This window comes from Paraneptunicella aestuarii (assembly GCF_019900845.1).
GTDB lineage: Bacteria > Pseudomonadota > Gammaproteobacteria > Enterobacterales > Alteromonadaceae > Paraneptunicella > Paraneptunicella aestuarii.
On the sequence record NZ_CP074570.1, the window covers coordinates 3,031,091 to 3,046,321 of the forward strand.

The window sequence follows — 15,231 nt, forward strand, 5'->3', positions numbered from 1 at the left end:
CAGCCGTAAACTCGTTGTCGATTCAATGAAAGTTATATCCATGGATGGGACGAATAAACGTGGTTGGAGTTAGCAAGGTTGTAACAGACACAACCGTTGTTGATTCTCTGGATTCCGGCTCGGAGGCCGGAATGACGACGGATTGATTGGGCGAAGTGCCCGTGAAACCGACTAATTCAGGGAGTTTAAAGCCACATGCAGAGTTGCAACCAAACCTCAGGGCGAAGTGCCCGTGACGAATCTTTCGGGAGAAGATTCGAACATGCTTTAGCATGGCTCCGAAGGAGTGAGCGCAGGGAAAGCGCGAATAAACATGGTTGGAGTTAGCAAGGTTGTAACAGACACAACCGTTGTTGATTCTCTAGATTCCGGCTCGTAGGCCGCTATGACGACGGACTGATAGGGCGAAGTGCCCGTGACAAAAATGTCGGGAACATTTTTGAATAGCCGAAGGCTAGCCCCGAAGGGGTGAGCGCAGGGAAAGCGCGAATAAACGTGGTTGGAGTTAGCAAGGTTGTAACAGACACAACCGTTGTTGATTCTCTAGATTCCGGCTCGTAGGCCGGAATGACGACGGACTTATTGGGCGAAGTGCCCGTGACAAATCCATCGGGAATGTTTTATGTCGCACTTCCATGTGCTCCACTTGCTTCGCAAGCCAGCTAACGCTGTTCTGATTTGTTCCAACAAATCTTGGTGAACATGCTTTAGCATGGGCCCGATGGGGGTGAGGCTCCGGTCTGCGTCAGCAGATTTGGCGTAATAGGTAATTACGCCAAAAGGAACGAACGACGCGACAGGAAGTCGCGGCTGGAACCAAGCACCATGGATGGGTTAAACAACCGTAAACTCGTTGTCGCTTCAATGAAAGTTATACCCATGGATGAGACGAATAAACGTGGTTGAATGTGGTGCAGTTCAGGTAGACACAACTGTTGTTGATTCTCTGGTTTTTTATTCTCTTGCATCGGGCTCGTAGGCCGGAATGACGGAGGACTGATAGGGCGAAGTGCCCGTGACAAAAATGTCGGGAACGTTTTATGTCGCACTTCCATGTGCTCCACTTGCTTCGCAAGCCAGCTAACGCTGTTCTGATTTGTTCCAACAAATCTTGGTGAGCATGCTTTAGCATGGGCCCGATGGGGGTGAGTCTCAGGGATGAGACGAATAAACGTGGTTGAATATGGTGCGGTTCAAATAGGTACAACCGTTGTTGATTCTCTGTTTTTTTATTCTCTTGCATCGGGCTCGTAGGCCGGAATGACGACGGATTGATTGGGCAAAGTGCCGGTGACAAATCCATATTGGTGAGCTCAGCCCAAAAGAAAAAGGCACCCACCCGTTAAGGATGAAGAGCCTTGCTTGTGTGACATAAACCAGATTTACAGCGTTAACCAGAACCAGTCTGACTAAGAACGAAAATAGTTTATATCGTTATTAAACTGATGCAGGTTGGGGAATAATTCATTGATGTCCGGTTGAGATACGCCAAACCATGTGGCTAACGACGCAAACATTTGCTCGTTCGCTGTGGTTGGGATCAAGTTGAAGTCGACGGTTTGCTCCGGCATATCACCGTAGATCTTGTTCCCATCAACGGAACCGCCCAGTATCAGTTGATGCCCTGCCCAGCCGTGGTCGGTTCCATCGCCATTGGAGCGCAATGAGCGACCAAATTCAGACATGGTAAAGGTAGTCACTTCGTTTTCGATGCCTTTTACCTGGGTGTCTTGATAAAAACTGGCTAGCGCTTCACTCAGCGTAGTTAACAAGGCCGGGTGCGTATTAACCTGATTTTTATGGGTATCAAAGCCTCCTAGCCCGACAAAAAAGATTTGCCGCCCTACTCCATTCGCTCTGCCAATTTCAATTAGTTTGGCGACGGTATTCAGCTGAGTGCCAAGGTTTGTGGCTGGATAAGTTACTGTACTGTCAGCCACCGCCGCTATTTGGGTTGCCAAACTAGCGTTATTATCAATGGCGCTGCTGTAAAGGTCGAAAAAGGCTTGTTGTAAACGATTACTGGTGGAGAAATTCGTCCTGTAGTTATTAATCGCGTTGGTACGGGTTGATAACAGCCCGGTGCCCGTTGTCAGAAACGATGTCTCAATAAACCCGTCCGAATTAGTGGCGTAGGGACTGTAGCGTATGCCCTGTTGCCAGGTATTCGTTCCGCCAAGACTGATATCACGAATAAAGTTAGCCTCCTGTACGGCATTATTGTTGTGCCAGCTATCTAACATACGACCGCCCCAACCGCCCATTTTCTGGTTCAGGTCGGCACCCCGCATCCAGTTTTCCTGAGAGCCGTCATGCGCATACAATCCGTGTGGCTTTTTGGCGTTGCTGTTTACACTGCCGTCACTGTTATACATGGGAACAACAAGAGGGCCAACGTTACCCTGAATCGCTAATGCGCCATTATTGAACAAGGTTCTTAATGCGCTCATGTTCTGATCAAAGGCGATACCATCCGCGAATGTCATGTTGGCTGGCGTAACTTCAAGCCCCAATGGGCGAGCCAGATTGCCTCGCACATCTTCATAGGCTTGCCTTGACGCGCCAGTCATCGGGGTAAACATATTAAAGGAGTCGTTTCCACCATACAGAAACACACAGACCAAGGCTTTGTAATCGCTGCCGGGAGTCGCAGCTGCACTGACCATGCGCAAACCAGACGAGACATAAGCCGCAGCGCCAAGGCTCCCCATAACGGCTTGTTTGATAAAAGCGCGGCGATTAATACGTAAATCTTTCATGATATTTCCCTCTGATTAACGTTGAATGGCAAATTCGGGACTTAAAAACAACATGATCATCACGTTGCCAATGGCGTCCTGATCGAAAAATTGATTTTTACGCGTGCCGTCTGCTCTTAAATCTTTGTCGCGGGTAACTTGCAATAAACCAATAACTTGCGCACGCAATGCCGCGCTCATTTGCCCTTGAGTAAACATCAGGTCGATATAATCTGCATAAGCATTTAAGCCCGCTTCTCTGGTATCGTAACTCTCAATAAGTGCAGCGAGACTGTCATAACGAGAGGTTTTGAACCGGACTTCATTGAGCCAGAAGTTGTTCGTTGTTATCCATCGGTCTTCACTGTTAATTTGGAATTCTGGCGAAACCATGCCTTCTGGCAAACCGGGTTGAGTAAAGTCGAATCTGAAAAAGTTAAACACTGAATTCGCAACCAGCGGCGCTTGCCCAATGCTTCCCTCAAGGCCGTAATAATAGGGAGCATCGCCTTCAGGATAGACATCCAACGCTCTGAAGTAATTGGTTAGCATGATGATGGGTTCTTTTAACTTACCGTAATTGTCAGCATTGCCGGATACATGACCATTGCGAGCTTCATCGTCTAGAAAAATGGCCTTGGCTACCGCAGCCATATCGCCTTTCACGCCTTTGCCATTATTATTAAAAACGGCGGCAACCCGTGCGACATAAGCCGGTGTTGGATTGGATGTAATCAAAAGCTGGATTAATCGTTTACTGACAAAAGGCGCGATGTTCTGATGCGCAAAGATATCATCCAATGCCGCATCAATATCTGATTTCACACTATCTGGATTAGCAGGCAATACCGTGGAAAGTAACTGTTTTTCCGACACATCATGCTTGGAATAGTTTGCGGTCATGGGAGTTTCCATCGTGGCAAATCGTTCGTCACATCTGTCGGCATAACATAAGCCAGTGAACACTTTGGCAAAGCCCTTTATCTGTTCCTGAGAATAAGTGGCAACGGGTTCGCCATCTTGTAATTGATATTCACCGTTTTGTTGCAGTAAATAAGGACCCAAAGACATCAGCTGCATAATTTCGCGAGCATAGTTTTCATCGGCCTCACTCGCTCCGTCACCATCATGTGCTTCGTTGGGTGAATAGGTTAAATAGGTGCCCATCACCGGATGCATGGTCACGTCATACATCAGGTCTCGGTAGTTACCCAAAGCACCATTAATCAGAGTGTCGTAGTAATACATCAAGCCGGATTGCTTCCTGAGCATGATGTTACCAACTTGCGATACCACAAATATCTCACTTAAGGCGTATGCCATGCGCTGACGTAACTGGTCTTCAGCATGAAGTGCCGTTTTAAACCATACGTTAATTCGTTGATGATTGGATCTTGCCAGGTCACCTTCCGGGAGATAAGGGCGATGCAAGGTGGCTGGCAAACTCAATTGCTGATCAATCCACGCTTCCGCCGTCATGGTTTTCAGCTTTTCAACCTCTGAGGCTGTAGGCCCAAAAGTCGCTTGCTGTAATAAGCGGGCGGCATCAGCGGGCTCCATGGCAAAAGTGCTTGATGTCATCACAACGCTGAATAACAGCAGCCCATGTAATAGGCGCGTTTTAACGCGCATATTCAATTTATGTTGTTGTCCTGAATACAATAAGGAAATCTTATTGCCTACAGACAAACAAGTAATATAAAAGTCACTCCATAGCACTCTCATCACTGTATACACTCCCAATAATATTTATGTAGATTCAAATGGCATATTTAAAAGCTTTCGAAAGATACTGATTTGTGAAAGAAGCTTTCACGAAGAGATAAAAAGAACCTTAGCAGAAGGATAAAATATTTAACCTTCAATTTTTAATTTAAACACAGGATGCAACGATACGGTTATATTTTCTGGTATTAAAAAATACCAATGATTATTTTTTTCCTTACGTGACAAAAAATTAAGCCAGGATCACAAACAAGAAAAAATCAATTTTAGCAAGAAGATATGAAAGCAGAGGGATGTCATCAAAGAAGATAGAATAGCCATGCATTAGCAGATTTGGCGTAATAGGTAATTACGCCAAAAGGAACGAACGACGCGACAAGACGTCGTGGCAGGAACCAAATACCACGAATAGGTTAAACAACCGTAAACTCGTTGTCGCTTCAATGAAAGTAATATCCAGGGACAGCGCGAATAAACGTGGTTGGAGTTAGCAAGGTTGTAACAGACACAACTGTTGTTGATTCTCTGGTTTTTTATTCTCTTGCATCGGGCTCGGAGGCCTGAATGACGTAGGGATTGATTGGGCAAAGTGCCCGTGAAACTTGATTGCTACCATCCTCTAAGCCCTCTCATACCGTTACAAGCAAACCTCAGGGGACAGCCCCATCATATTCATCAACATCAACTTCCCCAAATATCCACTTTAAACGCCCCCTTCACAATCACTAACACTTTGATCTATGCCAAACCCGCCCAAACTTCTATCCCTCTTTATCGCTTTCACCCTTCATTTATTATCCTTTTAAGCCTAAAATGGCTCCCGTGTGGGAAACGGGTCATTGTTCATTAGATGACCTTCGCTAAAAATGTTTAATAAACGCTCATTCCTCTCATAAAGGATAAAAAAGCAATAAAATTTATTTTTTTCTATGTAACTGCATCCAAAGTGGATAGTCGGTGTATCTAAGTAAATACATTGTTTTTATTAATCTACAAGAAGGTGATTTATGGATGGAATTTATGTTCCAATTATTGCGTCAATCTGTATTGCAGTTGCATTTATTGTTTTTTCTTTTCTGAATAGCCGCAATCACTCGGAGGTTCATAAAACCATTCGAGCCACATTGGAAAACGGCACTCAACTTACTCCCGACCTGGTTGAACAGCTCAACACATATCGTGCTACCGGCATAGCAGATTTGCGCCGCGGCATTATTATTACCTCAATCGGCGTAGCGACATTCGTTGCAGGCATCATTACAGATGCAATGAGAGAATTCGGCACCGTTGGCGTTTTTCCACTTTTCATGGGAATAGGTTTTCTGATCGTCTGGAAACTAAACCAAAACAAATAAGATTAAGTAGTAGTTATGAATCACAGTGACAACGATTTGATTGCCGTCTTCCTCACCAATAGTGATGAAGACGCGTTCAACCAACTGGTCACTCGTTATCAATCTCAAGTCAGGCAATTTCTCCGACGCTTAACAGCCGGAGATCACGCCTTGGCGGATGATTTGGCGCAAGAAACCTTTATGAAAATGTTTTCATCTTTGAACAGTTTTAGAGGCGACTCCAAGCTATCAACCTGGCTACACAAAATTGCCTATCATTGCTTTTTGCGTAGTCAGGAAAAAGACGCTAAATATGAATTGATTGACGATTCAAACCTACACTCCCCTGCTCCTTTTATCACGCATGAGACAAACGACATCATGCTTGAGCAACTTATGGCTAAATTAAGCATCGACGAAAGAACCATGCTGACACTAGCCTACGCAGCAGGTATGAGTCATTCTGAAATAGCCACAGTTACTGGCTCGGCCATAGGCACTATTAAGTCACATATTACCCGAGGCAAAGCCAAGCTGACCCAAATACTCAATAATGAGGAGGCTGCATGAACTCTCAAGAAGTCTCGTTTGAGCAAATGCTCAGTTATAAAGCCGAACTTCCCGACAATGGTTTTAGTCAACAGGTTCTGGCTGACATTAAGAAACAGCAAAGAGTACGTAAATGGGTGCTAGGTGGCATGTTATTGCTCGCTCCCATTATCGCTTTACTTATTATGCCCAGCGAATTTAACGCGCTATCTATTCTTGTGGAACCAATGTCGATCTTGTCTGACATTGCCAAAAATCTGCCTCTGCAAGGCTCTACAATGATGTTACTTGTCACCGTATTAATGATTGGTGCCGTCAGCAACATCGACAACGTTTAACTCCGAATAAAAAAGGTATGACATGCAACATTCACCAATAAAACTAACTGGAGTATCCAAAGTTTACGACAGTGAACTTGTCGAAACTCACGCTTTATCCGATATTAATCTGGAAATAGCAGCTGGCGATTATGTCTCTATTTCTGGTCCATCAGGCTGTGGAAAATCAACCCTGCTTTCTATTTTAGGCTTGTTAGACACCCCCACCAGCGGACAATATCTCATCGACGGTATCGACGTTACATCATTAGACTTCAACCAAAGCGCAGAAATTCGCAACGAAAAAATCGGTTTTGTATTCCAGTCTTTCAACCTGATTGATGAGCTAAATGCGTTCGACAACGTCGCTTTACCACTTCGTTATAGTATGAAAAGCCGTTCTGCCGATGAAATCGAAAAGCTGGTCAATAGAGCACTAGAAATGGTGGATATGTCACACCGCAAAATGCACTTTCCTAACCAGCTTTCTGGTGGACAACAACAGCGTATCGCCATTGCTCGCGCTATCGTTCATCACCCAACTATACTGCTGGTTGACGAACCAACCGGAAACCTCGATACAAAAAGTGGTGACATGGTGATGCAACTATTGGCAGACCTGAATGAAAAAGGTGTCACCATCTGCATGGTGACGCACGACGCTCGCTATGCCAACGCCACAAAAACGCAATTGAAACTGAAAGATGGTGTTCTGATGCAAGGTAAACCTGCCGAAAAAGCGATAGCGGAAGTAGCCGTATGAATCAGTTAGCCTACCAATTTCGATTTGCACTACGTAGTCTTCTCAAGAAACGCACGTACTCTCTATCGGTTATCACAAGTGTTGGAGTAAGCCTTGGTGCATTAGTCTGTATATTAACTCTTTGCCACCTACTGATTATTCAACCCTTACCTTATAAAAACGCGGATCAACTGTATGTTGTCACAAACCAGTTTCTGGATGACAAAGGCGGTGTTAAGGGGGAAGCTTACACCTATCCCGGCGTTTTATATCAAGACAAACAACAATCGGTTTTCAGTGAAACCGCAACGCTGTATTACAGTGAAGATGTGATTACATCAGAGCCTTCACAACCTACGATTCAAAGTACCTACGCCAGTAACGGCTGGTTTACCATGCTCGATGTACCCATGCATATGGGTCGCCAATTTGACGCTCAAGAGAGTCTTGATAACTTCAATACCAATGCAATTTTGAGCTACGATGCCTGGGTAGAGCACTTTGATTCCAATCCCGGTATTTTGGATAAAAAAATCGATATTGGAGGCAAAACTTTCAATATCGTTGGCGTAACCGCTAAGGACTTTTCTGAGCCTCAATTGTCTGAAAAAGGTCGAAATACTGATTTGTGGCTAGCTTGGGACTTCAACCCCACAACAGAAGACCGTCGCCAAAGCTGGAGTAGCATCAACGGATCTATTTTCTGGGTTGGTCGTTTAACCAATGAATATTCGAAAACTCAGGCTGAGCAAGTTCTCACTCCCATAATCAATTCCAAATGGCAACAGGAAGTTAGCGGCAAGAAATTTTTTGCTGGCTGGTCAATCAACGTCAAAATGACGGAAATGAAGGAATTCATTACTGGTGACAGTAGTACCCTTGCCATTTTATTGCTGGTAGGTGTATCCGGTTTGGTCGTTATTACCTGTGTAAACATTGCCTGTTTAATGATGTCTCGCGCAGCCGAGCAGCAAAAACACATGGCAATTCAAGCCTCAGTGGGTGCCAGAAAACATCAGCTTTTCTTCGACAAACTGGTTGAAGTAAGCATATTAATGGCAGCATCCATCATCACCGCCTTTGTCATTGCCCTATTCGGTTTCGAGTTATTACAAACTTACATGAGCACTGTACTGCCGAGAATTGAAGAGCTCAGTCTGAATACCATTACGGTAATAAGTGCTCTGATCATTGGCACAATACTCGCTCTAATATTCGCCTATTTGAGCATCAACGCCATTAGCTACAAAGCCTTAGCCAGCATGTTGCAAACCGGAGGAAAAGGCTCAGGATTACAGTTATCCAGAAAGAAACAGCAAGTGCTAATCGCCACTCAAGTTGCCATAGCGTCTTTCCTGATTTTCTGTAATATCGCTTTATTCATGGATGCAAAACTGATTATTGATACCGACACGGGTTTCGAAGTGGAGAATGTGACACGCCTATATTTAGATAAGGCCAATGAGACCCGCTTCACCAAAGAAGAAGCGGTGGTAGCCATGACAGAAATGCGTAATTCACTGCTTAACATTCCCGGTGTTGAAGAAATCAGTCAGGCAGGCTCACCACTAGCCAGCTTCTCAAAAATGGCACTGACTGATATGGCTTCCGATGAATCTTTCACGCCATTACGTAAACAAATCGATCATCAATACTTCAACATACTCAAACAGCCTTTAATAGAGGGGCGTAATTTTACTGAACAGGAATTGCGCAGTGAACAACGCGTGATGATCATCAATGAACACCTTGCCAAACAGTTAGGTAGCAACGCTATTGGAGCTCGACTATCAACAGGTAAAGACGCCCCTTACGAAGTCATTGGCGTCGTAAAAAGTATCCAACTACCCAATCAACCTACGGATATTCCTCGCGTTTATACCCCTATCGTACTGGCTGCCAACTACTTCCTTGTGAAGACCAGTCCAGGTATTGATATCAGTCGTGAAACAATCGTGTCACAGGTAAAGGAAACATCGAATAACTACATCGTTAGCGAATATATTCCTCTACAAGACACTTATTACCTGGCCTTGTTTAAGCAAATCACGACATTAGCCATTTCTGCTGTTTTAACAGTTCTGGTCATTGCGCTCGCCAGCTTGGGTATATACGGCATAGTGAATAATACAGTGCAACAACGTCGTTTCGAATTGGGTACCCGTATAGCAATTGGAGCCAAGAAGAACCAATTAGTGAACCTGATTGTGCAACACAACTTACTTCCAATCGTCATTGGTATCGCCATTCAAATTGCACTGTTAACAGGTATGTACTTCTTGTTCTATGAAGACATCAATCAATTTGTAAATTTGAAGCTGATTGGAATATTTGTGGTGAATTTGGCCGTGATTGTCGGTATTTCTTTTGCAGCTTGTTATTTGCCAATGCGAGCTCTGCTATCACAACCACCGGCGTTCATATTACGTAACTAAACACTCTATTAACTAATAATCCAGCCACTCAGAAACAAATCAGCAACTGAGTGGCTTTATAACAGAATCGAGGGATGCAATGACAACCGACACTATCAATGCAATACCATCCGACGACTTGACCACCTTTGTTAAAAGCCTACCCAAAGGTGTGAATTACGGTCAGTCGACTCTCCCCTTTGAGGTTCATGCCATCAATAATGACCTGGCCTTGAGTGAGTGGGTGAAACAATATCGAGAAGAAGTAAACCAGATACTCTACCGATACGGAGCCATTTTATTTAAAGGATTTGGTATCAACGATGGTATTCGTCTACGCGATGTAGCCACAGCGCACTATGATGAACTTCTTGGCTATATGGAACGCGGCGCACCACGTAAAGAACTCGCAGAAAATGTCTTCACGTCCACGGAATATGCACAAGAAGAAGTGATCCCGCTACATCACGAAATGTCTTATTCTCACAACTGGCCCTGCACTTTATATTTCTGTAGCCAACTGGTAGCAGAAGAAGGCGGTTACACTCCTCTGGCAGACGACAGAAAAGTCTTCGCAGCAATTCCAGAAGAGATCAAAGAGAAATTTATCGCCAAGAAAGTCATGTACGTTCGCAACTATGGCTTGGGTATCGACATGGATTGGGAAGAAGCCTTTCAATCCAGCAACAAAAAAGAAGTTGAAGAATATCTCACTAAAAGCAAAACCAGCTTCGAATGGATGCCAGGCAATGTGTTAAGAACCAAAGCGGTTCGTCAGGCCATTGCCACTCACCCGGTAACAGGCGATACCGTTTGGTTTAACCACGCCCACCTGTTCCACAGCTCGAATATGCCAAGTGATGTCCGTGAATTTTTAGTTGAGGAATTTACGGAAGAAGGCATGCCTCGCAACGCCTATTACGGTGACGGCACGGTTATTGAAGATGAAGTGGTTGAGTTAATTCGTGGCTTATACAACCAGCACGCAGTGAAGTTCGACTGGAACGAAGGCGATGCCTTGTTTGTCGATAACTTCCTGTTAACTCACGGACGTTCCGCCTTTAAAGGCAAGCGTCAGGTTTGCGTAGCCATGTCGCAGCTGTACACCAATACCGACCTATAAACTTTATGAGTGAATATGACCATGATTAATATCGGTAATAGAGAAAGCATTACTCTCACCAACGGTGAACTCTTTTTATTTAGTGAAGAACAGGTTCTGCCTTTAGTCATTCAACCGAAAGAAGGCAGTAGCGGCGATTTGTTGGAAATCGCCAATGAAAAGGAACAGCTAGAGCAATTGCTCACCAAATATGGCGCAATCTTGTTCCGTGGTTTTGAAATCAATAATAAAGAAACCTTCAACAACTTCATTGAGAAGTCATCAACCGAAGCACTTTATTACAGCGAGCGTTCTTCGCCACGTCACGCGGTATACAAAAATATCTACACATCAACGGATCACCCGGAAGACAAAGAGATTTTTCAGCACTCCGAGCAGTCTTACAATAAAAGCTTTCCGCTACGCATTTTCTTTTATTGTGAAAAGCCTGCCGAACAAGGTGGAGCAACGCCATTAGCCGATGCCAGAAAGATTTATCAACGCATTCCAAAAGAAGTGCGCGACAAGTTCGAGCAAGTGCATTATCGCTATTCACGATGCTTCTGGCAGGTTATGGGAACCAAATGGCAGACGGCATTTCAGACCGAAAGCAAAGAAGAAGTGGAACGCTACTGCACCGACAATGACATTAATTTTGAATGGCAACCGGGCGAAGCGCTGAAAACTTATCAGATTCGCCACACAACAGCCTATCACCCTGTCAGCCATGAACCATGCTGGTTCAATCACTGTACATTCTTCAATCTCAAATCGCTGGATCCAGAAACTCAAGAGATCCTGGAATGTTCATTTGAACCAGACGAATTGCCTAACCAGACTTTCTATGGTGACGGCACAGGCATTGAACCAGAAGTTATAGAAACACTGCAAAACGCCTATGTCGATGAGAAAACAGAATTTGATTGGCAAGCTGGTGATGTGTTAATGATTGACAATATGCTTGTTACTCATGGACGCCGCAGCTTTAAGGGCGAACGTAGTGTGCTGGTTGGTATGAGTAACATCACCAATTGGTCGGATGTAAGTTCACCGACACCTAATTAGCTGTTAATCCTAATACGGAGTCACCTGAGTGGCTCCTAGTTGTACAGAGAGAATCTATGACCGCCATCACATCATTCAGCACCGATTATTCACTGTGGGGAATCTTCAAGCGCTTCACCTGGCCCATTGTCGGCACATTCGTATTAGTGGTGCTGGAAAACCTGGTGTTTATCTCACAACCTTACTTGATCGGGAAGTCCGTCGATGGGCTCATTGAAGGCAGCTTCGATCAGTTGTATGTGTATATCGGTATCATGGTGATCTTTGTATTTATGTCCACCTTCCGACGCATTTACGACACCCGAACCTACGCCAACATTCGAGCCAAGCTCTCGATTGAAACCGTTTCGCACCAACGAAATGCCAACTCGTCCTTATCTGCCACATCAGAGCGCACAGCCCTATGTGACGAAATACTGGGCTTCTTCGAGGCAGGATTGTTTGTTATTGTAAAATCCTTCGTCGAGATCATCGGCTCGCTGGTGATGCTGGCCTTTATCGACATTAAACTCTGTATCGCAGCCTTCTGCGCCATGGTGGTTATTCAATGCATCTGGTACGGCACTCGCCCCTACGTGAGAGACCTATTTACCCAACGCAATAACCAACGAGAAAAGAAAGTTCAAGAAATCGAATCTGGCAATAATAAACGCATTAAAGCGCATTTCCTGCGCTTAGCAAAAATCAAAATCGGCCTGTCTAACTACGAAGCGCTCAGCTTTGGCGCATTTCAAATTATCGGGATCTCGGTATTCATTTACGCGGCCTATGTTACCACCGGGCTTGATACCATCACCGCAGGTTTGTTATACACCTGTTTGAACTATGTCACTTCCTTAAACAACGCCATCATACGTTTACCCAACGTATTCCACTCCATTGTCGGCGTAAACGAAATCAGCAAACGATTGCAACATTTGGCACCTCTGGAAGCAAATGCTCAGAAAGCACAAGAAGAAGCTGTGCAGAATGATCCCAACGATCCTGATGCGGTTGTGGAGCAAGCCAAGGCTTGATGATATAGAGCATTAACAATTTCTAGTTGTTTAAGAAGAACTTACTTAGTTCCCTTAAACAACTAGAAGCTGACACTTGTTGTTCATTTATATATCTATTTGTTCGAGACTTTACCTAAACAACAGACACACTTAATCTGCGGTTATACTAGAGCGTGAATATGCTCTCCTCCATCATTGCAAGATAAACAGTGGGTTTTGACAGGGATAGGTACCGATTAACAAAACTGCTATCAACAAAAAATCAGACTACTGTTTCAAAGTTTTAACTATGTATTCTAGGATCACTCGCAAAACTTTCTTAACAATACCTATATTTCGAGGCAAAAATGCCAAATAGGGCCCGACAGCATAATATACAGCTATAAAAAACCTTCCCGATTTACTTTTAGATAAAACCACATCCCTATAATTTCTCAAAAACATCACATCCTCGTGATTTGAACTACCATAAACAGCTGTAGCTATAAAGCAGGACGAACTTCCCCCACTACTGTATACATATCCTTTACCTAAACATATTCCACAAGGAATCTGTTCAGTTTGCTGAGCTGAACCATGACACGCTCCACATATTCCACCCGAACCATTACCACCAGTACCACCACAACCGTAACATATATGGGTGTGGCTGCTCCCACCTGTTCCGTGACAAGAATCGCATTTTATCGTGCTCATGCCCCCTCCATAAAAAGTAATTTCAATATCTAACATAGAGGCAGCTAACAACAGCCTCAAATAATTTGGTTAATTATAACACCTTAACAAAATACTGCCAGATATGGAATTTTATTACCTAAAATAATTTTAAAGAGATAATAGAGAGCATGGATGAAAAAGGATTTATTCAGAAGTTGAAAGCGGTAGTGCCAAAGAAAAGCCTGAATACAATTCCTCGTTTACAACAATAAAATCAATTCTCTTCTTGATATAAAAAAAGCCCGCATCATAAATAATGGTTGCGGGCTTTTGGATTGGTTTTTAATAAAAAGTTCAATGATACTATCCACGCATATCACTCTATATGCCCTTCTATATGCATTCCGATTTTTTCCAAAATTTGCATCAATGTAGGAATAGAACAGTTTTCATAAGCCTTTTCCTCATAACGCAAAATCTGCCGTTTATTAACACTCACTTCTTTAGCGAAGGCATCGACCGTTTCACCTTTAGAAATACGATAACGAATCGGCGCCTTGAGCAAATCAACTAAAGAATTCACCTTAATCTCGGATACTGCCAACGTCTTTAGACTCTGATATTCATCAATTTCGGCTTGAATAGCATCAATTTTTTGTTGAACTTTCCTCCTGTTTGCTTTTACAAGCATCGCCGGTATATCAGGATTTACCGGCGCCTCAATGGCTTCCATTAGCACAGATAGTGCTTTAATCGAAGCCTTTAGCTGCTTTTCACTGGTTAACATGACCATTCACCTTTGGACCCTACTTCTTGCTGCCAAAGAACTTTTTCAAATTTATTTTGATCAGACCTGGTTTTTCACCGTTCCGACCTTCTCTGAAAAAGTCAATGTGTGACTTGCCGTCAAATTCTGTGGGCATATCAGCAAGATAAAAATCCATGCGGTATTTATCTTCTAATATTTCCAACAAATCTTCTGACAACTTACTTTCATCAACATTCTCACTCCAAAGAAATACGCCATCAACATCACTCGGCTTTTCTTTTATTGAGGCAAATGAACCAGCCAAATAGACAGTTTCAACATTTAACTCAAACAAAAACTCCAAACCGGGTAAAAAATCATTGATGAGTTTTCTTCTATGAGAACTTGTTCCCCATTCTTCTAATAATTCTTCCTTAGTACTGCATTCCTCGTCCGCAAAAAGCGTCCCAAACGTGTTAAACTTTGACATTCAACGTTCTCCATAAATAAAGGCCTGTATAGGCCCACCGGGTTATTGTTAATCACTGATCGCTTTTTCATGTGTAAGTACCTTTTATAAGTAGTTGTTATTCTTAATTACTGATTTGATTTGATTTGATTTGATTTGATTAATATTATTTTTAGTTTTTAAAGCAAATGATCAACCTATAACAGATATGATTCTCGTATATCTGAGATAAGCTAGAACCTATATTAGTGACACTTCAGTCACCTGTCAAGAAAAGTGACACCTGTGTCACCATAAATTTATATTGAAGATATTTGGTAGGGCTCGGAGAGTTAGCTTTATTTGGCTTCCATGCCTGAAGGTGACTAAGAGT

13 protein-coding genes are annotated in these 15,231 nt (G+C 43.5%); 8 read left to right on the forward strand and 5 right to left on the reverse strand.

The genetic code is table 11. The features are described from left to right. Positions 1 to 1,409 precede the first annotated feature (1,409 nt). Both KIH87_RS11805 and KIH87_RS11810 read right to left on the reverse strand, forming a co-directional pair. On the reverse strand, positions 1,410 to 2,759 hold the full coding sequence (locus KIH87_RS11805) for a DUF1501 domain-containing protein (protein ID WP_232358067.1): 1,350 nt from the start codon (positions 2,757 to 2,759) through the stop codon (positions 1,410 to 1,412). 15 nt (positions 2,760 to 2,774) lie between these two features. Continuing rightward, a complete protein-coding gene (locus tag KIH87_RS11810; RefSeq protein ID WP_232361476.1) occupies positions 2,775 to 4,463 on the reverse strand; it encodes a DUF1800 domain-containing protein in 1,689 nt (562 codons plus the stop codon). 1,007 nt (positions 4,464 to 5,470) lie between these two features. Here KIH87_RS11810 and KIH87_RS11815 point away from each other — a divergent pair. From KIH87_RS11815 to KIH87_RS11850, 8 genes are all read left to right on the forward strand, one after another. Then, a complete protein-coding gene (locus tag KIH87_RS11815; protein WP_232358068.1) occupies positions 5,471 to 5,818 on the forward strand; it encodes a DUF6249 domain-containing protein in 348 nt (115 codons plus the stop codon). A 15-nt stretch (positions 5,819 to 5,833) separates the two neighbouring features. Next, on the forward strand, positions 5,834 to 6,367 hold the full coding sequence (locus KIH87_RS11820; RefSeq protein ID WP_232358069.1) for an RNA polymerase sigma factor: 534 nt from the start codon (positions 5,834 to 5,836) through the stop codon (positions 6,365 to 6,367). Next, entirely contained in the window at positions 6,364 to 6,684 is a 321-nt protein-coding gene (locus KIH87_RS11825) for a hypothetical protein (RefSeq protein WP_232358070.1), read from the forward strand. The genes KIH87_RS11820 and KIH87_RS11825 overlap by 4 nt, the downstream gene beginning before the upstream one ends. Positions 6,685 to 6,706: 22 nt before the next feature. Further along, positions 6,707 to 7,426: an ABC transporter ATP-binding protein gene (locus KIH87_RS11830; RefSeq protein ID WP_232358071.1), complete on the forward strand. Its 720-nt coding sequence runs from the start codon at positions 6,707 to 6,709 to the stop codon at positions 7,424 to 7,426. Further along, positions 7,423 to 9,840, forward strand: coding sequence for an ABC transporter permease (locus KIH87_RS11835; RefSeq protein WP_232358072.1), 2,418 nt, complete (start codon positions 7,423 to 7,425; stop codon positions 9,838 to 9,840). Before KIH87_RS11830 ends, KIH87_RS11835 begins: the two co-directional genes overlap by 4 nt. A 79-nt stretch (positions 9,841 to 9,919) precedes the next feature. Beyond that, positions 9,920 to 10,942: a TauD/TfdA family dioxygenase gene (locus KIH87_RS11840; protein ID WP_232358073.1), complete on the forward strand. Its 1,023-nt coding sequence runs from the start codon at positions 9,920 to 9,922 to the stop codon at positions 10,940 to 10,942. A gap of 15 nt (positions 10,943 to 10,957) precedes the next feature. Next, positions 10,958 to 11,986 (forward strand): TauD/TfdA family dioxygenase, encoded by a 1,029-nt coding sequence (locus KIH87_RS11845; RefSeq protein ID WP_232358074.1) that lies wholly within the window; start codon positions 10,958 to 10,960, stop codon positions 11,984 to 11,986. Positions 11,987 to 12,042: 56 nt separating this feature from the next. Beyond that, the gene (locus tag KIH87_RS11850; protein ID WP_232358075.1) at positions 12,043 to 13,002 is read left to right on the forward strand and encodes an ABC transporter six-transmembrane domain-containing protein; all 960 of its coding nucleotides are present in this window, start codon (positions 12,043 to 12,045) and stop codon (positions 13,000 to 13,002) included. Between the two features lie 249 nt (positions 13,003 to 13,251). Here the strand turns inward: KIH87_RS11850 and KIH87_RS11855 are convergent, their stop codons facing one another. From KIH87_RS11855 to KIH87_RS11865, 3 genes are all read right to left on the reverse strand, one after another. After that, the gene (locus KIH87_RS11855; RefSeq protein ID WP_232358076.1) at positions 13,252 to 13,716 is read right to left on the reverse strand and encodes a CFI-box-CTERM domain-containing protein; all 465 of its coding nucleotides are present in this window, start codon (positions 13,714 to 13,716) and stop codon (positions 13,252 to 13,254) included. Positions 13,717 to 14,017: 301 nt separating this feature from the next. Next, entirely contained in the window at positions 14,018 to 14,428 is a 411-nt protein-coding gene (locus KIH87_RS11860; RefSeq protein WP_232358077.1) for a hypothetical protein, read from the reverse strand. A gap of 19 nt (positions 14,429 to 14,447) precedes the next feature. Beyond that, positions 14,448 to 14,879, reverse strand: a complete 432-nt coding sequence (locus KIH87_RS11865) for a DUF6932 family protein (protein ID WP_232358078.1) — start codon at positions 14,877 to 14,879, stop codon at positions 14,448 to 14,450. Between the last annotated feature and the right edge of the window lie 352 nt (positions 14,880 to 15,231).